At 71.0% G+C, this 19679-nt stretch carries 19 protein-coding genes; 9 read left to right on the top strand and 10 right to left on the bottom strand.

Annotated elements, in window-relative coordinates:
- Positions 1 to 6 precede the first annotated feature (6 nt).
- Positions 7 to 981: a carbohydrate kinase family protein gene (locus OG844_RS35700; protein WP_351181624.1), complete on the bottom strand. Its 975-nt coding sequence runs from the start codon at positions 979 to 981 to the stop codon at positions 7 to 9.
- A gap of 160 nt (positions 982 to 1141) precedes the next feature.
- Between OG844_RS35700 and OG844_RS35695 the strand changes: the two genes are divergently transcribed.
- A complete protein-coding gene (locus tag OG844_RS35695) occupies positions 1142 to 1339 on the top strand; it encodes a hypothetical protein (protein WP_406389522.1) in 198 nt (65 codons plus the stop codon).
- Between the two features lie 140 nt (positions 1340 to 1479).
- Positions 1480 to 2949: a hypothetical protein gene (locus OG844_RS35690; protein WP_406389523.1), complete on the top strand. Its 1470-nt coding sequence runs from the start codon at positions 1480 to 1482 to the stop codon at positions 2947 to 2949.
- Positions 2950 to 3022: 73 nt separating this feature from the next.
- On the opposite strand, the gene OG844_RS35685 is transcribed toward OG844_RS35690, so the two are convergent.
- Positions 3023 to 3379, bottom strand: coding sequence for an iron-sulfur cluster assembly accessory protein (locus OG844_RS35685; RefSeq protein WP_056784314.1), 357 nt, complete (start codon positions 3377 to 3379; stop codon positions 3023 to 3025).
- A 230-nt stretch (positions 3380 to 3609) separates the two neighbouring features.
- Here OG844_RS35685 and nadA point away from each other — a divergent pair, with 230 nt between their 5' ends.
- Complete coding sequence (nadA, locus tag OG844_RS35680; protein ID WP_383173422.1) at positions 3610 to 4797, top strand: quinolinate synthase NadA; 1188 nt, start codon at positions 3610 to 3612, stop codon at positions 4795 to 4797.
- A gap of 142 nt (positions 4798 to 4939) precedes the next feature.
- Here nadA and OG844_RS35675 read toward each other — a convergent pair whose 3' ends face one another.
- From OG844_RS35675 to OG844_RS35655, 5 genes are all read right to left on the bottom strand, one after another.
- On the bottom strand, positions 4940 to 8095 hold the full coding sequence (locus tag OG844_RS35675; RefSeq protein ID WP_406389524.1) for an efflux RND transporter permease subunit: 3156 nt from the start codon (positions 8093 to 8095) through the stop codon (positions 4940 to 4942).
- A gap of 176 nt (positions 8096 to 8271) precedes the next feature.
- Positions 8272 to 8964: a response regulator gene (locus OG844_RS35670; protein WP_406389525.1), complete on the bottom strand. Its 693-nt coding sequence runs from the start codon at positions 8962 to 8964 to the stop codon at positions 8272 to 8274.
- The gene (locus OG844_RS35665; protein ID WP_406389526.1) at positions 8961 to 10247 is read right to left on the bottom strand and encodes a histidine kinase; all 1287 of its coding nucleotides are present in this window, start codon (positions 10245 to 10247) and stop codon (positions 8961 to 8963) included. Before OG844_RS35665 ends, OG844_RS35670 begins: the two co-directional genes overlap by 4 nt.
- A gap of 203 nt (positions 10248 to 10450) precedes the next feature.
- The gene (gene pspAA, locus OG844_RS35660) at positions 10451 to 10729 is read right to left on the bottom strand and encodes a PspA-associated protein PspAA (RefSeq protein ID WP_406389527.1); all 279 of its coding nucleotides are present in this window, start codon (positions 10727 to 10729) and stop codon (positions 10451 to 10453) included.
- A 10-nt stretch (positions 10730 to 10739) separates the two neighbouring features.
- Positions 10740 to 11522, bottom strand: coding sequence for a PspA/IM30 family protein (locus tag OG844_RS35655; RefSeq protein WP_351173641.1), 783 nt, complete (start codon positions 11520 to 11522; stop codon positions 10740 to 10742).
- 296 nt (positions 11523 to 11818) lie between these two features.
- Here OG844_RS35655 and OG844_RS35650 point away from each other — a divergent pair, with 296 nt between their 5' ends.
- The 3 genes from OG844_RS35650 to OG844_RS35640 all read left to right on the top strand — a co-directional run bounded on the left by OG844_RS35650 (position 11819) and on the right by OG844_RS35640 (position 14383).
- On the top strand, positions 11819 to 12418 hold the full coding sequence (locus OG844_RS35650) for a DUF3043 domain-containing protein (protein WP_383173436.1): 600 nt from the start codon (positions 11819 to 11821) through the stop codon (positions 12416 to 12418).
- Positions 12419 to 12477: 59 nt separating this feature from the next.
- Complete coding sequence (locus OG844_RS35645) at positions 12478 to 13212, top strand: class I SAM-dependent methyltransferase (RefSeq protein WP_406396068.1); 735 nt, start codon at positions 12478 to 12480, stop codon at positions 13210 to 13212.
- Positions 13213 to 13309: 97 nt separating this feature from the next.
- A complete protein-coding gene (locus OG844_RS35640) occupies positions 13310 to 14383 on the top strand; it encodes a S1C family serine protease (RefSeq protein ID WP_406389528.1) in 1074 nt (357 codons plus the stop codon).
- 73 nt (positions 14384 to 14456) lie between these two features.
- Here the strand turns inward: OG844_RS35640 and OG844_RS35635 are convergent, their stop codons facing one another.
- Positions 14457 to 14660 (bottom strand): hypothetical protein, encoded by a 204-nt coding sequence (locus OG844_RS35635; protein ID WP_327119322.1) that lies wholly within the window; start codon positions 14658 to 14660, stop codon positions 14457 to 14459.
- Positions 14661 to 14747: 87 nt separating this feature from the next.
- Between OG844_RS35635 and OG844_RS35630 the strand changes: the two genes are divergently transcribed.
- On the top strand, positions 14748 to 15950 hold the full coding sequence (locus OG844_RS35630) for a bifunctional adenosylcobinamide kinase/adenosylcobinamide-phosphate guanylyltransferase (RefSeq protein WP_406389529.1): 1203 nt from the start codon (positions 14748 to 14750) through the stop codon (positions 15948 to 15950).
- 136 nt (positions 15951 to 16086) lie between these two features.
- Positions 16087 to 17217, top strand: a complete 1131-nt coding sequence (gene cobT / locus OG844_RS35625) for a nicotinate-nucleotide--dimethylbenzimidazole phosphoribosyltransferase (RefSeq protein WP_406389530.1) — start codon at positions 16087 to 16089, stop codon at positions 17215 to 17217.
- Positions 17218 to 17220: 3 nt separating this feature from the next.
- On the opposite strand, the gene OG844_RS35620 is transcribed toward cobT, so the two are convergent.
- The gene (locus OG844_RS35620; RefSeq protein WP_406389531.1) at positions 17221 to 17988 is read right to left on the bottom strand and encodes a hypothetical protein; all 768 of its coding nucleotides are present in this window, start codon (positions 17986 to 17988) and stop codon (positions 17221 to 17223) included.
- Between the two features lie 87 nt (positions 17989 to 18075).
- Between OG844_RS35620 and cobS the strand changes: the two genes are divergently transcribed.
- On the top strand, positions 18076 to 18855 hold the full coding sequence (cobS, locus tag OG844_RS35615; RefSeq protein WP_406389532.1) for an adenosylcobinamide-GDP ribazoletransferase: 780 nt from the start codon (positions 18076 to 18078) through the stop codon (positions 18853 to 18855).
- A 6-nt stretch (positions 18856 to 18861) separates the two neighbouring features.
- Here cobS and OG844_RS35610 read toward each other — a convergent pair whose 3' ends face one another.
- On the bottom strand, positions 18862 to 19677 hold the full coding sequence (locus OG844_RS35610) for an endo alpha-1,4 polygalactosaminidase (RefSeq protein ID WP_406396070.1): 816 nt from the start codon (positions 19675 to 19677) through the stop codon (positions 18862 to 18864).
- Between the last annotated feature and the right edge of the window lie 2 nt (positions 19678 to 19679).

Raw genomic sequence — 19679 nt, 5'->3', positions numbered from 1 at the left:
CCCGTCCTAGGAGAGGTGTGCCCGCACCTCGGTGGCGGCCTCGTCGCCGTACGCCTTGGTGAAGCGGTCCATGAAGTGGGTGCGGCGCAGGGTGTACTCCTGGGTGCCGACCGTCTCGATGACCAGGGTCGCGAGCATGCAGCCGACCTGGGCGGCACGCTCCAGACCCACGCCCCACGCGAGGCCGGAGAGGAATCCGGCCCGGAAGGCGTCGCCGACGCCGGTGGGGTCGGCCTTCCGCTCCTCCTCGGCGCAGCCGACCTCGATCGGGTCCTGACCGGCCTGCTCGATGCGGACGCCGCGGGCGCCGAGGGTGGTGACGCGGTGGCCGACCCTGGAGAGGATCTCCTCGTCGCTCCATCCGGTCTTGGACTCGATGAGCCCCTTCTCGTACTCGTTGGAGAAGAGGTACGTGGCGCCGTCGAGGAGGATCCGGATGTCGTCGCCGTCCATCCGGGCGATCTGCTGCGAGAAGTCCGCGGCGAACGGAATGCTCCGCGAGCGGCACTCCTCCGTGTGACGGAGCATCGCCTCGGGGTCGTCGGCGCCGATGGAGACGAGGTCGAGGCCGCCGACGCGGTCGGCGACGCTCTTCAGCTCGATCAGCCGCGCCTCGCTCATCGCGCCGGTGTAGAAGGAGCCGATCTGGTTGTGGTCGGCGTCCGTCGTGCAGACGAAGCGGGCCGTGTGAAGGACCTCGGAGATCCGGACCGAGTCGGTGTCGACACCGTGCCGGTCGAGCCAGGCGCGGTATTCGTCGAAGTCGGCCCCGGCGGCGCCGACCAGGATCGGCCGGGCGCCGAGCATGCCCATACCGAAGGCGATGTTGGCGCCGACACCTCCGCGGCGCACGTCGAGGTTGTCGACCAGGAAGGAGAGCGAGACCGTGTGCAGCTGGTCCGCGACGAGCTGGTCGGCGAATCGGCCGGGGAAGGTCATCAGGTGGTCGGTGGCGATGGAGCCGGTGACTGCAATGCGCACGGGGAGGCTGCTCCTGCGGAAGTGCGGAGGGGACGCGTGAGCGCGCCCTCCGGGACGGCATGACAGTTCACGCTACCCGGTGGCGCCACCGGACCCTAAGGGGAAAACTACCCGATAGTAGGTCTTTCTACCTGAGCTCCACCGTGCGTACGGTGCGGATATGTCGAACAACATCGTTTCGCGTGAGTCCGAGATGAGCCTGGCCGAGCTGCGGGGTGACTGCGCACGGATGGCGCCCCACTGGGTCGTGCCCGTGAAGACTGTCACCGATCCGGTGGCACCGTCCTTGATCCACGGGGTCACGGTGCCGCCGTACTCGTCCCGCCTCATCGACGCCATGTCCGAGTACGGGGACTGACCGGGGCACGTGTCCGGTAGGGGCGGCTCCCCCGCGCACCGCGGTGGAACCGCACGCTCCCCTGCTCCGTCCCACCGTTGTCCCCACTCGGGGGACAGGCGTTGATCCAGTGGCGGCTATGCAGTCGAAGGAGCGATCCGGTGAGCACCGAGCAACCCGAGAATGACGTGACCGGCCCCCGGCGGCGGCGTTCACCGCTCGCGGTGGCCTCGGTGGCGGCAGCTGTGCTGATCGCCGGCGGCGGCGGCGCGTACTGGGCCTCGACCGCTGCGGGCGACGGCGGGGACGCGAGCAGCCCTGCCGCCGGTGACGGCTCTCCACCCCTGCTCTCCCTGGACACGTCGGCGGACAACCCGTCGGCGCCTCCGCAGGGCATCGCGCCGGGCGAGCCCGATCCCCATGGCGGCGGGACCGTCTACCGCGCCTCAGGAGACCTGCCCGACGGCCCCGGCAAGGCAGCCGTCCACCGTGCGACGGGGACGGTGACCTCGGCCGAGGTGGCGCGCCTGGCGAAGGCACTCGGGGTGCAGGGAACGCCGCGTGCCGAAGGCACCTCCTGGAAGGTGGGCGTCGACGGGGACGGGTCGGGACCGATCCTGCGGGTCACCGAGCAGGCTCCGGGCACCTGGACCTTCGCCCGGAACGGCCCCGCCGGCCCTGACGCGTGCGAGTCGGTCACGGTCTGCTCGAAGGACACGGCACCGGGGCCCGGCGCCGGCTCGCCGGTGAGCGAGAAGGCCGCCAAGGCCGCGGCTGTTCCGGTGCTCAAGGCCGGGGGGCAGGACGATGCCGCACTCGACGCGCGCCAGGTGATGGGCTCCGTACGGGTGGTGAATGCCGATCCGGTGGTCGGCGGGCTGCCGACCTACGGCTGGTCCACCGGTATCCAGGTGGGCGCCGGGGGCGAGGTCGTCGGCGGCAGCGGGCAGGTGAAGGGCCTGGCGAAGGGCGACACCTACCCGGTGATCGGTGCGGACGAGGCGCTGAAGCAGCTGAACGCGGAGAGCCGGCAGAACACGAAGCCGTCCGTCGGCGGCTGCGCGACGCCCGTACCGCTGGAGGGCGACCCGTCCTCGGCCGAGACCGGCTGCGCTTCGCGGAGCGGGGCGCCGGTGGCCACCACCGTGACGGTCGACAAGGCTGTTCTGGGACTCGCGGCGCAGTACGTGGACGGGGAGCAGACGCTCGTCCCGTCGTGGATCTTCTCCGTACGGCCCGAGGGGGGCGGCCCGGGAAGCACCGTCACCCAGGTCGCCGTGGACCCGGACCACCTGGCGAAGAAGAACGGCACGGAGCCGGCGCCCGAGCCGACGAAGGACCCGGGGACGGACCCGGGTGACGCGACCGGCAGCGGGCGCCAGATCATCTCGTACAGCGCCGACGGGCGGAAGCTGGACGTGACGTTCTGGGGCGGCGTCTGCAGTACGTACGCGGCACACGCCAAGGAGAGCGGGTCCACGGTCCGGGTGACGGTCACGGAGTCGAAGCCGGAGCCCGGGAAGGCCTGCATCATGATCGCCAAGGAACTGACCCGGACGGTGACGCTGGACGCACCGCTCGACGGCCGGAAGGTGCTCGACGCGTCGGGCGCGACGGTGCCGCGCGGCTGACCGCCGCACCGCACGCGGACGACAGCGGCGGCGCTCCCGGACTCCGGGAGCGCCGCCGCTGTCGTCATCAGGCTCAGCTGAAGGAGTCACCGCAGGCACAGGAGCCCGTGGCGTTCGGGTTGTCGATCGTGAAGCCCTGCTTCTCGATCGTGTCCACGAAGTCGACCGAGGCGCCGCCCAGGTACGGGGCGCTCATCCGGTCGGTGACAACCTTGACGCCGCCGAAGTCCTTCACTACGTCGCCGTCGAGCGAGCGCTCGTCGAAGAAGAGCTGGTAACGCAGGCCGGAGCAACCTCCGGGCTGAACGGCGACGCGCAGAGCGAGGTCGTCACGGCCCTCCTGCTCCAGCAGGGTCCTGACCTTGTCTGCGGCGGCGTCGGACAGGAGGATGCCGTCGCTCACGGTGGTGGTCTCGTCCGATACGGACATCTGCTTCTCTCCCGGGTTGTACGGAGTGCTTGCCGACGGTCCAACCATCGGGGCCTCGGATTCATTCCGGGCCGGGCGCTTGTCTGTTCCCTTCATGCTCGCACACCGCACCCTCGGCGGGATGCGTCACATCGACGCTATCGGCATCGTCAATCTGACGTGAACCGGTTATGATAGATAGCGTCAATTAGACGAAAAGGCTTGTTCGCAGAGTTCGCAGAAAAGAAAGGGTGCGTGTCGTGACCACCGCCCAGCCCCTGGATGTCCAGCCGACACCCCTCGCCCTGCTGCTGCTCGGCCGCGAGGCCGACCCGAGGAGTGAGCGCGGCGTCGAATGCCCCGGCGACCTGCCCTCCCCGTCCGACCCGGACCTCGTGGAGCGTGCTCGCGCAGCCAAGGAGAAGCTCGGGGACAAGGTCTTCGTCCTCGGACACCACTACCAGCGCGACGAGGTCATCCAGTTCGCGGACGTCACCGGCGACTCGTTCAAGCTCGCCCGGGACGCGGCGGCGCGGCCCGAGGCGGAGTACATCGTCTTCTGCGGCGTGCACTTCATGGCGGAGTCCGCGGACATCCTGACCGGTGACGACCAGAAGGTCGTCCTGCCGGACCTGGCCGCAGGCTGCTCGATGGCCGACATGGCCACCGCGGAGCAGGTCGCCGAGTGCTGGGACGTGCTGACGGAGGCGGGTGTCGCCGACCAGGTCGTGCCGGTCTCGTACATGAACTCCTCCGCCGACATCAAGGCCTTCACCGGCCGGCACGGCGGGACGATCTGCACCTCCTCCAACGCGAAGCGGGCGCTCGAGTGGGCCTTCGAGCAGGGTGAGAAGGTGCTCTTCCTGCCGGACCAGCACCTGGGGCGCAACACGGCCGTGCGGGACATGGGGATGACCCTGGAGGACTGCGTCCTCTACAACCCGCACAAGCCGAACGGCGGCCTCACCGCCGAGGAGCTGCGGAACGCGAAGATGATCCTGTGGCGCGGGCACTGCTCGGTGCACGGGCGCTTCTCGGTCGAGTCCGTCAACGACGTGCGGGAGCGGATCCCGGGTGTCAACGTGCTGGTCCACCCGGAGTGCAAGAACGAGGTCGTGGCGGCCGCGGACTACGTGGGCTCGACGGAGTACATCATCAAGGCCCTGGAGGCGGCCCCGGCCGGTTCGAAGTGGGCCATCGGTACGGAGCTGAACCTGGTGCGCCGCCTGGCGAACCGTTTCGCCGCGGAGGACAAGGAGATCGTCTTCCTCGACAAGACGGTGTGCTTCTGCTCGACGATGAACCGGATCGACCTGCCGCACCTGGTGTGGACGCTGGAGTCGCTGGCCGAGGGGAACCTCGTCAACCGGATCCAGGTCGACCCTGAGACGGAGAAGTACGCGAAGCTGGCGCTGGAGCGGATGCTGGCGCTGCCGTAGGGGGTGGCGGGGGCGGACCCGGCCGCGGCGGGAACGCCTGCCGACCCGGCCGCGCGGCCGTCACCCCGCATCACCCGACACAGGAAGGCCCCCGACGCCGTTGTGCGGCGTCGGGGGCCTTCCTGTGTCGCTACGAGGGCCGTCAGGCCTTCGCGGGCTCCGGCTCGTCGGAGGTGACGTCCTCCGGCGTCCCGGAGGCCGTGACGCCCGCCTTCGCCTCGCGCTTGGCCGCCTTCTTCTTGGCGCGGCGCTCCTTGCGGAGCTCGACCATCGCGTACAGCGTCGGCACCAGGAGCAGCGTCAGCAGCGTGGAGGTGATCAGACCGCCGATCACCACGACCGCCAGCGGCTGGGAGATGAACCCGCCCTCACCGGTGACGCCGAGCGCCATCGGGAGCAGGGCGAAGATCGTCGCCAGTGCCGTCATCAGGATCGGGCGCAGACGGTGGCGGCCGCCCTCGACGACTGCCTCGACGACGCCCATCCCCTGCGACCGGTACTGGTTGATCAGGTCGATCAGCACGATCGCGTTCGTCACCACGATGCCGATCAGCATCAGCATGCCGATCATCGCCGGGACGCCCATCGGCGTGCCGGTGATGACGAGGAGGCCGATGGCACCGGTCGCCGCGAACGGGATGGAGACCAGCAGGATCAGCGGCTGGATGAGCGACCGGAAGGTGGCCACCAGCAGCATGAAGACGATCGCGATGGCCGCCAGCATGGCGAGGCCCAGCTTCATGAACGCGTCTTCCTGGTCCTGGGAGACGCCGCCGATGGATGCGGTGGCGCCGTCCGGGAGGTCCAGGGCGTTGATCTTCGTCTGGAGCGAGGCGCTGACCGCGCCCGTGTTGTCGCCGGTCGGCTTGGCGGTGATCGTCGCCGCGCGCTGTCCGTCGATCCGGGTCATCGTGACCGGGCCGGGAACCAGCTTCACGTCGGCGATCCGGCCGAGCTCGACCGGGCCGAGCTTCAGGGCCTTCAGCTCGGCCATGGTGGTGGCCGGGCTGGACGACTTCACGATGACGTCACGCTCGGTGTCGTCCATGATCGCCTTGCCGGACGGGGTGCCGCGCACCGCACCGGCGACCGCCGCGCCGAGCGTGGCCTCGCTGAATCCGGCGTCCGCGGCCTTGTCGTTGGCCTTGACCGAGATGCGCGGAACGCTCTGCGCCAGGTCGCTCTGGACGTCGGTGACGTCGTCGAGCTTCGCGACCTCGGTCCGCACCGCTTCGGAGGCCTTCTTCAGGATGTCCGCGTCCGCGGCCTTCACCACGACGCTCAGGTCCTGGCTGCCGAAGCCGTCACCCGCGGCGATCGTCGTGTCGCCGATGCCGTCGAGCTTGCCGAGGGCCTCGTCGATCCGGTCCTGGGTGGCGTCGAAGTCCGCAGAGTTCTTCAGGGTGACCTGGTAGGAGGCCTGGTTGGCTCCCGTACCGCCGCCGAAGGCCGCCATCCAGCCGGAGGAGCCGACGGTGACCTGGTAGGCCTTGACGCCGTCGTCGGCCGCCAGGACCTTCTCGACCTTCTGCGCGGCGGCGTCGGCCGCCTCCAGGCTGGTGCCGGGGGTCAGCTCCTGCTTGATGGAGAGGACCTCCTGCTCACCCTGGTCGAAGAAGTTGGTCTTCAGCAGGGGCGCCATTCCGAAGGTGCCGAACAGCACCACGAAGGCGATGACGATGCTGGTGATACGGCGCCGTGTCGCGAAGCGCAGCACGGGGACGTAGAGCCGCTGGAGCCGGCTCGCGGCTTCCTTCTCCTCGGCCTTGCGGCGCGCCTCGTCCGGGTTCTCGGCGGTGCCCCTGGGGGCGCGCAGGAACCAGTACGAGAGGACCGGGACCACGGTCAGCGAGACCAGCAGGGAGGCGAGCAGGGCCGCGGTGACGGTCAGGGAGAACGAGCCGAAGAGCTGCCCCACCATGCCGCCCACCAGACCGATGGGCAGGAAGACCGCGACGGTGGTGAGCGTGGAGGAGGTGACCGCGCCGGCCACTTCCTTGACCGCGGTGATGATCGCCGAATGGCGCTCCTCGCCGTAGCCGAGGTGCCGCTTGATGTTCTCCAGGACCACGATCGAGTCGTCGACGACCCGGCCGATCGCGATCGTGAGGGCGCCGAGCGTGAGCATGTTCAGCGAGAGGTCGCGGGTCCAGAGCACGATCAGCGCGAGGACCACGGACAGCGGGATGGAGACCGCGGTGACCAGGGTCGAGCGGATCGACGCGAGGAAGACCAGGATCACGATGACCGCGAAGAGCAGTCCGAGCGCGCCCTCGGTGGTCAGGCCGGAGATCGCCTTGGAGACGGCCGGTCCCTGGTCCGAGACGACGGTCAGTTCCGCGCCGGAACCGAGGTCCTTGCGCAGGTCGGGGAGCTTGTCCTGGACGGCGTCCGAGATGGCGACGGCGCTGCCGTCCTTGTCCATCGTGGCCATCACGGCGAGGCTCGGCTTGCCGTTCGTACGGGTGATGGAGACCGCGGTGGAGGGCTCCTGCTTCACCGTGGCGATGTCGCCGACGCGGACCGGCTTCCCGGGCTTGCCGGTGGCGGGGTTCTGCGCGGAGACCTTCAGGTCCTCGATCTGCTTCAGCGACGTGAAGGAGCCGCCGACCTGGATCGTGCGGCTCTTGCCCGCCTCGGCGAAGGAACCGGCCGGGACCGTGGCACCGCCGGCCTGGAGGGCCTGGGCCAGCGAGCCGGCGTTCAGACCGGCGGCGGCGAGCTTCCTGTCGTCGGGGACGACGGAGACCTGGAGTTCCTGGACGCCGTCGACCGCGACCTGGCCGACGCCGTCGATGTCCTCGATGGCCGGGACGACCGTGCGGTCCAGCTGGTCGGCGAGCGCCTGCTGGTCCTTGTCGGACGTGACGGCGAGGACGACGGTCGGGATGTCGTCCGTCGACCCGGCGATGACCTGCGGGTCGACGTCCTCGGGCAGCTGGATGCGGGCACGGTTCACGGCCTGCTGGATGTCCGCGACGAGCTGCTTGGTGCCTTCGTCGCCGAAGTCGAAGCTCGCCATGATGACGGCGTTGCCCTCGCTGGCGGTCGAGGTGATGCCCTCGACGCCGTCGACGGCCTTGATGGCGTTCTCGAGGGGTTCTACGACCTGCTTCTCGACCACATCGGGGGACGCACCCTGGTAGGGGGCCAGCACCGACACCATCGGGAGTTCGATGGTGGGCAGCAGCTGCTGCTTGAGCTGCGGGATCGCGATCGCTCCGAAAACGAGCGCGACGATCGAGATCAGCCCGATAAGGGCCCGTTGCGCGAGGCTGAATCTGGACAGCCAGGACATGGGTGGGTCTCTCTTCTGTGGCTTACGCGGCAGATGGGCGGCTGCTCGGGGAGCAGAAAGGGGGACACAGCCCGCCCGTCTATACGATCGCCGATCCCGGGGAAGGATTCGTCGCCCCCCGGGTTGCATTCTTATGTCGCGCATACCGCAGGTGGAGTACGCCGGATCTCCACCCGTCACTCCGCCCTGGGACGCACCAGGCCCGATTCGTACGCAATAACAACCAATTGGGCCCGGTCCCGGGCGCCCAGCTTCGCCATGGCCCTGTTCACATGGGTCTTCACCGTGAGCGGGCTGACCGCGAGCCGCTCGGCGATCTCGTCGTTGGAGTGCCCGCCCGCGACCAGGACGAGCACCTCGCGCTCCCGCACCGTGAGCGCGCCGAGCCGCTCGGCGTACGCCGCGGCGTCCGGGCCCTCGCCCGCGCTGCCGCCCTGGGCGAGGAAGGTGGCGATGAGTCCCTTGGTCGCTGCCGGGGAGAGCAACGCCTCCCCGGCAGCGGCGATGCGGATGGCGTTGAGCAGCTCGTCCGGTTCGGCGCCCTTGCCGAGAAAGCCGGACGCACCCGCGCGCAGGGACTGCACCACGTACTCGTCCACCTCGAAGGTGGTCAGCATGACGACCCGTACACCCGCGAGATCCGGATCGGCGCTGATCATCCGGGTGGCGGCGAGCCCGTCGGTGCCGGGCATCCGGATGTCCATCAGCACCACGTCGGCGCGGGTCGAGCGGGCCAGTTCCACCGCCTGGGCGCCGTCCGCGGCCTCACCGACGACCTGCATGTCGGGCTCCGAGTCGACCAGCACCCGGAACGCGCTGCGCAGCAGCGCCTGGTCGTCGGCGAGCAGCACCTTGATCGGTGTCGTCATGGGCGTCCCCCCGTGCTGTCCGCCGTGCCCGGCCTCTCCGGCTCACCCGTGCGCGTCATGACGGGCAGGATCGCATGGACGCGGAATCCGCCGCCGTAACGGGGGCCCGCGGTGAGGGTGCCGCCGAGTGCGGTGACACGTTCGCGCATGCCGATGAGGCCGTGGCCGCCGCCGTCGCGCTCCCCGTACGGGTCCGTTCCGCCGTCCCCGGTCCCCGGCACGCCCCTGCCGTTGTCCAGCACCGTGATCTCCGCGGTGCTCCCGACCCGTACGACGCTCACCTCGGCCTTCGCGTCGGCACCCGCGTGCTTGCGCACGTTGGTGAGCGCCTCCTGGATGACCCGGTACGCCGCGAGGTCGACGGCCGCGGGCAACGGGCTGTCCCGGTCGGTGCAGGCCACCTCGACGGGGAGTCCCGCGTTGCGGAAGGTGTCGACGAGCTCGCCGAGGACCGCGAGGCCGGGTGCCGGCTCGGTGGGCGCCGCGGGGTCGCCGGACTGGCGCAGCAGGCCGACCGTGGTCCTGAGCTCGCCCAGTGCGGAGCGGCTGGCCTCACGGACATGGGCGAGCGCTTCCTTGGCCTGGTCCGGGCGCTTGTCCATGACGTGGGCGGCCACTCCGGCCTGGACGTTGACCAGGGCGATGTGGTGGGCGACGACGTCGTGCAGGTCCCGGGCGATCCGCAGCCGCTCCTCGGCGACCCGCCGGCGGGCCTCCTCCTCGCGGGTGCGCTCGGCGCGCTCGGCGCGTTCCCTGATCGCGTCGATGAACGCGCGTCTGCTGCGGACGGCGTCGCCGGCGGCCGCGGCCATGCCGGTCCAGGCGAAGACGCCGAGGTTCTCCTGGCTGTACCAGGGCGTCGAACCGACCACCATCGCCGCCACGGTCAGCACCGCCATCGTCAGCAGTCCGACCCGCCAGGTGGTGGGGCGGTCGGTGCGGGACGCGACGGTGAAGAGCGCGATGACCGCGCTCATCACCACGGGGGCGGGCGGGTCCATGAGGATGAACTCGGCGGTGGACAGCAGCCCGGTCACGGCGAGTACCGCCATGGGGTCGCGCCGCCGCAGCACGAGTGCCCCGGCGCCGAGGACCATGAGGAGCACGCTCGACGGTTCGGGGGTGCGGATGCCGAAGATCGGCCCGTGCCCCGGGTTCGGCTCCGCGAAGGACGCACAGATCATGCAGGCGAGCACGGCCAGGGCAAGCGCCGCGTCGAATGCCAGAGGATGGCCGCGCAGCCAGCGTCGGGCGCGCACGAACCCGGTTCCGAGGGTGGTCACGTCAAGCTACGGTACGGCGTGTCGCGCACTTTCCCGTCCCTGCGTGCGGATCCGACCACAGAACCGCCCCCGTGCCACTGTGCCCCGCGCCGGTGGGACCGGGCGGGGCACAGTGCGGGAGTGTGGAGTGAAGCGCTCGGGCCCTTCGTCCGGACCGTGCCGGGCCTCGCGGGCCCGGCGTGCTCCGAACGGAAGGCCCCAGGTCAGCCGGGGATCAGCCCGTCGTCGCTGAGCATGGCGCGCACTTCTTCGAGGGTCGCGTCAGGAGACGGCAGGATCAGCTCGGACGGCTCCAGGGAGTCGTCCGGCAGCGGCGAGCCGAGCTCGCGCACCTTGTCGAGGAGCGCGTGAAGAGTGCTGCGAAAGCCGGGGCCGTCGCCGCTCTCCATCTCTGCGAGCAGTACGTCGTCGAGCTTGTTCAGCTCGGCGACATGACTGTCGGCCAGTGCTACCTGGCCCTCCCCCATGATCCGTACGATCATGACGCCGCCCTTACTGCTTGTCGAACTTGTGCGGGGACTGCTGCGACTGCGGTGCCGAGTCCTGCGCACCGCCTTCGATGGCCTGCTGGGAAGAGGAGGAGCCGCCGGCCAGTTCGGCCTTCATGCGCTGCAGCTCCAGCTCTACATCCGTACCACCGGAGATCCGGTCCAGCTCGGCGGCGATGTCGTCCTTCGCCGTCCCTGTCGGGTCGTCCAGGGCACCGGAGGCCAGCAGCTCGTCGATGGCCCCGGCGCGCGCCTGCAGCTGCTGGGTCTTGTCCTCGGCCCGCTGGATCGCGAGGCCGACGTCACCCATCTCCTCGGAGATGCCGGAGAAGGCCTCACCGATCCGGGTCTGTGCCTGGGCCGCGGTGTAGGTGGCCTTGATCGTCTCCTTCTTCGTACGGAAGGCGTCGACCTTGGCCTGCAGTCGCTGGGCCGCGAGAGTGAGCTTCTCCTCCTCACCCTGCAGCGTCTGGTGCTGCGTCTCCAGGTCCGTGACCTGCTGCTGGAGGGCGGCGCGCCGGGACAGCGCCTCGCGGGCCAGGTCCTCGCGGCCGAGCGCGAGCGCCTTGCGGCCCTGGTCCTCCAGCTTCGACGACTGTCCCTGCAGCTGATTCAGCTGCAGCTCCAGCCGCTTGCGCGAGGTCGCCACATCGGCGACACCGCGGCGTACCTTCTGAAGCAGCTCCAGCTGCTTCTGGTACGAGTAATCGAGGGTCTCGCGCGGATCCTCGGCCCGGTCAAGGGCCTTGTTTGCCTTCGCGCGGAAGATCATTCCCATACGCTTCATGACACCGCTCATGGGCTTCGCGCGCCCCCTTCTGACGGACTGAGCTCCAGCACTCCAACAGAACCCACAGTACGGGCCCTGCCTCTATTACCGCACTGTTCGGGTACGGATGTGCTCCTACCCAAGAACGACTGCCACCTGCGACCACTCCCGCCCAGGGAGTAGAGGAACATCAGGGAAACCGGTGGCGACGTCCGTTCTGCCCCTGTCGGGACACCTTTCAGGACGCAGGCCGTTGCCGGATCGTTCCCGCCCGGTCCTGACTTGCCCGGACCGACCCCGTACCCTTGGGTTTTGTGTTCCGTAGCCGTTCCAAGGAAGAGAAGGCCCCCACCGACAAGGTGACGGCGGACCTCTCCAAGCAGCCCCGCGACCCTCAGGCTCCCAAGGGTCGCCCCACCCCTAAGCGCAACGAGGCCCAGACGCAGCGCCGACGTGCTTCGAGCGGCACGCCGACCGATCGCAAGGAGGCCACGAAGCGACAGCGCGAAGCGCGCCGCGCGGACCTGGCCAAGCAGCGTGAGGCGCTCGCGTCGGGTGACGAGCGTTATCTCCCCGCACGTGACAAGGGGCCCGTGCGGCGCTTCGTCCGTGACTTCGTGGACTCACGCTTCTGCATCGCGGAGTACTTCCTCCCGCTCGCAGTGGTCATCCTGATCCTCAGCGTGATCCAGATCCAGAACATCCAGAACATCTCGCTGCTGCTCTGGCTCGGCGTGATCGTGCTGATCGTGGTCGACTCCATCGGCCTCGCGTTCCGGCTCAAGAAGCAGCTCGCCGAGCGCTTCCCGGACACTCCCAAGCGCGGCGCCGTGGCCTACGGCCTGATGCGTACGCTCCAGATGCGCCGACTGCGGCTTCCGAAGCCGCAGGTCAAGCGGGGAGAGCGGCCCTGAGCACGGAGACCTCCGGCTTCACGGGGGTCTCTTCCCAATGGCTGGACGGGCTCGGCGGACTGCGCAACACGGTCCGCCAGGAGCTCGTCGCCCGGCAGCTGGACGAGCAGATAGCCGCGCGCTTCCCCGTGGGGAGGCGGCTGCGGGTGCTGGATGTCGGCATGGGCCAGGGCACGCAGGCGCTGCGGCTGGCCCGGGCCGGGCACTCGGTGACCGGTCTGGAGTCCGACGGCGAGATGCTCCGGACCGCCCGGGATGCCCTCGCGGGCGAGCCCGAGGGTATCCGGGAACGGGTGCGCCTCATCGAGGGCGACGGCCGCGACACCGGGGTGCACTTCCTGCCCGGCAGCTTCGACGTGGTGCTCTGCCACGGCGTCCTGATGTACGTCCCCGAGCCTGATCCGATGCTGGCGGGCCTGGCCCGGATGCTGGCGCCCGGCGGGCTCCTCTCGCTGCTCGTGCGGAACGCGGACGCGCTGGCGATGCGGCCCGGGACGGCGGGGGACTTCGGCGGGGCTCTCGCGGCATTCGACACCGATACGTACACCAACCGGCTCGGCCTCCTCGTGCGGGCAGACCGGCTCGACGCCCTGACGTCCACGCTCGCCGGGATCGCCGCGCCGCTGCACGCCTGGTACGGCGTGCGGGTCTTCACCGACAACGTGAGCAACGACGACGAGCTGCCCGACGCCCAGGAGCTGGAGCGGGTGCTGGCCGCGGAGGACCGGGCGGGGCGGACCGATCCGTACCGCAGGGTGGCGGCGCTGCTCCACCTGTGCGGGGTGCGCGGCTGAGGGCTGTCCCTCGAGGAGCTCGGCGGGCCACCGGTCCGTACGTCTGATCGGCCCATCAGCACATGCCCTGTCCTGGGCCCCTGGCGATACTCCGGGCATGGACGCATCCCTCTCACGCGGCCGGGGCCGCCGCCTGCTGCTGCCCCTGACCGCCGGTGCCTGCGCGATCGCCCTGGCGGGTGGCTGCTCCGGCGCGGGTTCCTCCCCGGCCGGCGCCCCGGTACAGCAGGGCACGGTGGCCCGGGCCCCGGGTGATCTCGAGAGCCAGTACCAGGACGTCATCAGGGATGTGCTGCCCTCGGTCGTGCAGATCGGCGCCGGGGACAGTCTCGGCTCCGGCATCGTCTACGACGACAAGGGCCACATCGTCACGAACGCGCACGTCGTGGGAAGCGCGAAGACCTTCGACGTCACCGTCGCCACCGGGGAGAAGGGGCTCAAGGCCTCCCTGGTCTCCTCCTATCCGGAGCAGGACCTGGCGGTCGTCAGACTGACCGACATCCCCGGCGGGCTGAAGGCGGCGAATTTCGGCGAAGCCGAAGAGGTCGAGGTGGGGCAGATCGTGCTGGCGATGGGCTCGCCGCTCGGCCTGTCCAGCAGCGTCACCCAGGGCATCGTCTCCGCTTTGGGCCGGACCGTCAGCGAGAGCAGCTCGGGCGGTGGCACCGGGGCGACGCTCGCCGACATGGTGCAGACCTCGGCGGCGATCAACCCGGGCAACAGCGGCGGGGCGCTGGTGAACCTCGACAGCGAGGTGATCGGCATCCCGACGCTCGCGGCGGCGGATCCGCAGCTGGGCGGCAGCGCGGCACCCGGGATCGGATTCGCGATCCCGGTGTCCATGGTGCGGACGGTCGCGGACCAGATCATCAAGTCCGGCAAGGTCACGGACTCGGGCCGGGCGGCGCTGAACATCACGGGCCGCACCGTCGTCGACGACGACTACCAGCCGGCCGGTGTGGCCGTCGTCAGCCTGCAGGAGGGCGGGGCCGCGGAGAAGGCGGGCCTGCGCACCGGAGACGTCATCACCGCGATCGACGACACCCCGATCACGACGATCACATCGCTGTCGGAGGCCCTGGCGGGCGAGAAGCCGGGCGCGCGGGTCACGGTGACGTACTCGCGCGGCGATTCGAAGGAGACGGTCGAGGCCACACTGGGCGAGATCTGAGCCGATGCCCTGGCACCCGGCCCGGCACCCTGGCGGGTGGCGGGCCGGATCTCGATCGCGGGGCGGGAAGGCCCTAGTCGGCCTGGAGGCTCATCGGGCCGTAGATCTTCGTCGCGTCCTCGAACAGGGACACCTGGTCGGCACCGCCCTCCAGGAGCTCCTTCCAGAACTCACCGATCCATGACTCCGCATCGCCCTGGGTCGTGAACTCCTCCGGCTGCAGAGCCGGCTCCGTCTCCGTACCGTCGGACTTCTCGAACCGCCACGTCCACGCCATGTCCGCCTCCTGGGTCACGTTGCTGCCCGAAGCCTAGTACGTGGCCCGGGCGCGCAGGTGAAGCATGGACGCGGGAGGATCAGGAGCGTGGAACTGACTCTGCTCGGCACCGGAGCCCCCGACGGGCTGCCGCGGCCCGACTGTCCCTGCGCCGCCTGCGCGTCCGCCCGTGGGGCGCGGGCGCGGGCCGCGACCTCGCTGCTGGTCGACGACGCGCTGCTGCTCGACCTCACTCCGGGCGCCGTGTTCGCCGCGGCCCGCGCGGGCCGTTCGCTCACCGGCGTACGCCAGGTGCTGCTCACCCACCCGCACGACGGGCCCGCCGTGGAACTGCCCGCCTCGCTTCCGTCCGCGGGGCGCGTACCGGACGGCCAGGAGCTGACGCTGATCAGCGGGCACCGGGTGCGGGCGGTGTCGATGGACGCTCCGGGCACCGGGTACGAGGTGACGTCGCCGGAAGGCGAACGGCTGCTCTACCTGCCGCCGGGGGCCGCACCCGCCGGTCTGGCCGACCGGGTGGCGGAGCCGTACGACATGGTCGTCGCCGATGTGGTCGCGCGGCCCGACGCCGTGGCCCGGCTGCGGGCCGTGGAGGCGATCGGGCCCACCACCGAGGTCGTCGCCGTCCACCTGGACCACGACGCACCGCCCGGCGACGAGCTGCACCGCAGGCTCGCGGCCGCGGGGGCCCGGGCCGTGCCGGACGGGACGACGCTGAGGGTGGGCGAGTACCACGCGGTGCCCGAGATGCCCCGGCGCACGCTGGTGACGGGTGGCGCACGGTCGGGGAAGTCGCTGGAGGCCGAGCAGCGCCTGGAGACGTTCCCCGAGGTGGTGTACGTGGCAACGGGCGGCCGGCGGAACGGCGACGCGGAATGGGCGGCCCGGATCGGGCTGCACCGCGAGCGCAGGCCCGCCGCGTGGCGCACCGAGGAGACCTGCGAGCTGGTGGCTCTGCTGGAGGCGGACGGCCCGCCGCTGCTGATCGACTGTCTGTCGCTGTGGCTGACCGACGCGATGGACCGGGTGGGGGCGTGGGACGACGCCCGGTGGGCGGACGGTGGCGAGGAGGCACTGCGGGAACGGGTCGCGGAACTGGTCCGGGCCGTGCGCGGGACGCGCCGTACGGTCGTCGCCGTGACCAATGAGACCGGCTCCGGTGTGGTCCCCGCGACGGCGTCCGGGCGGCGTTTCCGGGACGAACTGGGCCGTCTGAACGCCGCGTTCGCCGACGAGTGCGAGCACGTGCTGCTGGTGGTGGCGGGGCGGGCGCTGGTGCTGCGGGGCTGAGCCGCGGGCCGGGGCAGGGCCCGGCCTCGGGCGGGTGCGCGGGCCGGGGGCGCGGAAGGCTGCCGGGTACTGTTCCGCACAGGAGCCCTCCGCCGGGTTCCTGCCCACCATGTGACGACCCGCGAGGCAGACCCCCGTGAATCTGGACGACTTCTCCGACCTCATCGAACGCCCCGACGGCGGCGTACGGCGCGACGCCGAGGAACGCCGGGAGCGGCTGACCGTCCCGCCCGGCGCTCTCGGCCGGCTGGACGAGCTGGGTGAGTGGCTGTCGGCCGCCCAGCAGTCCGTACCGGTCAGGCCCGTGGACCAGCCGCGTGTGGTGCTGTTCGCCGGTGATCACGGGGTGGCGGAGCTGGGGGTGTCCGGCCGGGCGCCCGGCACCGCGCACGAGCTGGTGCGGGCCACGCTGGACGGTGCGAGCCCGGTCGCGGTGCTGGCCCGCCGCTTCGCCGTCCCCGTACGGATCGTGGACGCGGGTCTCGACTGCGACCCCGCGCTGCTGCCCGAGGCGGTCGTACGGGACCGGGTGCGGCGCGGCAGCGGCCGCATCGACGTCGAGGACGCGCTGACGGCCGAGGAGGCCGAGCAGGCCGTTCGCCTCGGCATGCGGATCGCCGACGAGGAGGCCGACTCCGGCACCGATCTGGTGGTGCTCGGTGATCTGAGCGTCGGCGGTACGACGGCGGCCTCGACCCTGATCGCCGCCCTGTGCGGCACGGACGCCTCCGTGGTGACCGGGCGCGGCGGTACGGGCATCGACGATCTGGCGTGGATGCGCAAGTGCGCCGCGATCCGGGACGCGTTGCGCCGGGCCCGGCCCGTTCTCGGTGATCAGCTGGAGCTGCTGGCCGCGGTGGGCGGCGCGGATCTGGCGGCGATGACCGGTTTCCTGCTGCAGAGCGCGGTGCGCCGGATGCCCGTGGTGCTGGACGGGGTCGTCTCGGCGGCCTGCGCACTCGTGGCCCAGCGGGCGGCCTTCAGGGCGCCGGACTGGTGGCTGGCGGGGCAGGTGAGCGGTGAGCCGGCGCAGATGAAGGCGCTGGACCGGATGGCGCTGACGCCGCTGCTCGATCACGGGGTGACCGTGGGCGGGGGCAGCGGGGCGCTGCTCGCGCTGCCGCTCGTCCAGGCCGCGGCGGCGCTGGCAGCGGAGCTGCCCGAACGGGCGGAGGAGCCTGCGGAGAAGCCTGCGGACGAGACCGCCGAGGACACCGCGGAGGAAGCCGCCGGGGGCGGCGAGCCCGCGGGGACCACCACCGCCTGAACCTCAGTCTCCCCTACCGGGCCCCGGCAGCGGTGTCCGGTCGGGGGCCCCGCCGATCAGGTCCTGGAACCTGCGGCGCGGCCCCGCCCAGCGCACATCGTGGTGGTACGCCCTCAGCACCGCCCTCGCGCGCGCCCGGTGCCGCTTGCGGTAGAAGCGTCTGGCCCACGGAGAGGCCGGCCTGGCCAGCCGGATCGCGGCGAACAGCGCGATGAACGGGACGAGGGTGCCGAGCACGGCCATGCGGGCCTTGCCCTTGAACAGGGCGATCAGCACGAAGCCGAAGTTGACGGCGTACGTGAGGACGACGCCCAGTCTGTTCTGCTGCTGATCGCCGCTCAGTTCGTCCACCCCCAGCGGCGAGAACCCGGCGAGGACGAGCACGACGAGCGATGCGGTGAGGACGACGACCTCCACGCTCTGACGGCCCTCCTCGGTCCAGTACACGTCGTCGAGGTGCATGATCAACGCGAACTCGTCGAGTACCAGGCCGGCCCCCACCCCGAAGACGACCGCCCAGATCCCGGCGGCGACACCGTGCTGCCCTGAGGCGACCGCGCCGAAGCCGCCGACCACCGAGAGGACGACGCCCGGCACCACATGGTGGATGTGCACGCCGCCGGGCGTGATGTTGCGGAACGGCCCCTTCCCGGCCCTGATCATCCGGGTGACGAAACGGGTGATGGCGAAGGTGAGCACGAAGGAGCCAAGCGCGAGCAGCAGCGGAAGCTTGCCCGGCTCGACGATGTTCTGGTGAAGCCAGTGACCCATGCCACCCACTCCCGATGATCCGCTTATGCGGCTTCCGGTCTGTTTTGCCCAATCTAGCGCCGCGCCGCACCGGCTAGCCTGCGCGCGGTGACCTCCCTGAACAGCCACGGCCTGCGTTTCGCCTTCGGCACCCTGACCGTGCTCCCCGTCCGTGTCTCCCGCTGGGACCGCGAGGCCGCCCGCGCCGGCATGCTCTGCGCCCCGCTCGCCGGACTCGTCGTGGGACTGCTCGCGGCCGTGCCCGGGGTGCTGTTCCTGCTCGCCGGATCGGGTCCCCTGCCGGCGGCGGTCGCCTCCGCCGCCGTGCCCGCCGCCCTGACCCGAGGCCTGCATCTGGACGGGCTCGCGGACACCGCCGACGGGCTCGGCAGCGCCAGGCCGGCCGAGGACGCACTACGGATCATGAAGCAGTCCGACATTGGTCCGTTCGGTGTCATCACCCTGCTGTTCGTCCTGCTGGCACAGGTCGCGGTGCTCTTCGAGCTGTACGGACAGGGCTGGGCCCACGGCGCGCTGGGCGCGGCCGTCGCCGCGGTCACCGCCCGGCTCGCGCTCACTCTGGCCGCGCGCCGGGGCGTTCCGCCCGCCCGTCCCGAGGGCCTGGGCGCGGCGGTGGCAGGCACGGTGGCGCCCCGTACCGCACTGGCCGTCGCCGTCGTGGTGGTGGCGGGCTGCGCGGGGGCCGGTGCGCTCCTCGGGGTGTACGGGGCGGTGCACCACTCCGTCGCGGCGCTGGCCGGTCTCGGGGCAGCGCAGCTGATGCTGCGCCACTGTGTGCGGCGCTTCGGCGGGGTGACGGGCGATGTGTTCGGCGCCCTGGAGGAAACCGCGGTCACCGTCACCCTGGTGGCGCTCGTCCTCGGCTGAGGGCTCTCAGCAGGTCCGGCGCCAGACCCCGAGTGCGTACTTCTTGAGCAGCGAGCTCAGTCGGAGCTTGCGGGACCCGGGACAGAAGTCCGCCACCGGCACTTCGTACTCCGCGTGAAAGACGGCCTTGCCCGCCTCGATGAACGGTGTCAGGGTCCCGCATTCGTCGTACTGCGCGCACTGTTCGTTGACCGCGAAGTCGAATTCGTCCACCAGCTGGGGGATCTGGGGCAGGTCGTTCTTCAGGCCGACGGCGAGGTGGTGGCGGTGGGCGAGGCGGGCGATCAGCCGGTTGTAGCGCAGCTGGTCGTCCGCGGTGAGCGGGAAGCCCGTGGCGTTGAGGTAGCCGTCCATGTTGTCCGGCTCCACCGCGTCGAAGCCCTTCTTCGCGCACATGGCGATCCGGGCCTCCATCAGCGGCTCCAGGATGTCGGTGCGGCGGATGTCGAGCCACCACTCCCCCTCCCAGCCGTTGCTCTTCCCGCGTACGGAGGCGGGGAACTTCCCGGCGTCCGGACGGAAGTCCTCCCACGCGCCGGTGGAGAGGTAGCAGATGACCTTGCGGCCCTTGCGGTGCAGCTCGGCCACCGTCCTCGCGTCCTGGTCGAACCCGTCGATGTCGTAGACGGGCGCGTCCACGCTCGCGTCCACCCTGCCGGAGAGCTGCCACTGCCAGTCCACGCCCGGTTCCGGCTGCCAGCGCGGTACGGCCTTCGGCCGCCCGGGGCCCGCCGGCTCCGCGGTTGGGGCGCAGCCGGCCAGTACGGCCGACAGCACCAGCAGCGCGCAGGCCGCCGGCCATCGTGTCCTCGCGCCCCGCATGT

Source organism: Streptomyces sp. NBC_00887, from assembly GCF_045207585.1.
Note: the sequence above shows the minus strand (reverse complement) of the source record. Positions and strands in the feature narration are given on the sequence as shown.

Excerpts from the sequence above, each read along its gene's own strand:
- OG844_RS35695 (WP_406389522.1), top strand. The coding sequence starts at position 1,142 with ATGTCGAACAACATCGTTTCGCGTGAGTCCGAGATGAGCCTGGCCGAG.
- OG844_RS35685 (WP_056784314.1), bottom strand. The coding sequence starts at position 3,379 with ATGTCCGTATCGGACGAGACCACCACCGTGAGCGACGGCATCCTCCTG.
- OG844_RS35675 (WP_406389524.1), bottom strand. The coding sequence starts at position 8,095 with ATGTCCTGGCTGTCCAGATTCAGCCTCGCGCAACGGGCCCTTATCGGG.
- OG844_RS35670 (WP_406389525.1), bottom strand. The coding sequence starts at position 8,964 with ATGACGACACCGATCAAGGTGCTGCTCGCCGACGACCAGGCGCTGCTG.
- pspAA (WP_406389527.1), bottom strand. The coding sequence starts at position 10,729 with ATGATCGTACGGATCATGGGGGAGGGCCAGGTAGCACTGGCCGACAGT.
- OG844_RS35655 (WP_351173641.1), bottom strand. The coding sequence starts at position 11,522 with ATGAAGCGTATGGGAATGATCTTCCGCGCGAAGGCAAACAAGGCCCTT.
- OG844_RS35640 (WP_406389528.1), top strand. The coding sequence starts at position 13,310 with ATGGACGCATCCCTCTCACGCGGCCGGGGCCGCCGCCTGCTGCTGCCC.
- OG844_RS35635 (WP_327119322.1), bottom strand. The coding sequence starts at position 14,660 with ATGGCGTGGACGTGGCGGTTCGAGAAGTCCGACGGTACGGAGACGGAG.
- OG844_RS35620 (WP_406389531.1), bottom strand. The coding sequence starts at position 17,988 with ATGGGTCACTGGCTTCACCAGAACATCGTCGAGCCGGGCAAGCTTCCG.
- OG844_RS35610 (WP_406396070.1), bottom strand. The coding sequence starts at position 19,677 with ATGCGGGGCGCGAGGACACGATGGCCGGCGGCCTGCGCGCTGCTGGTG.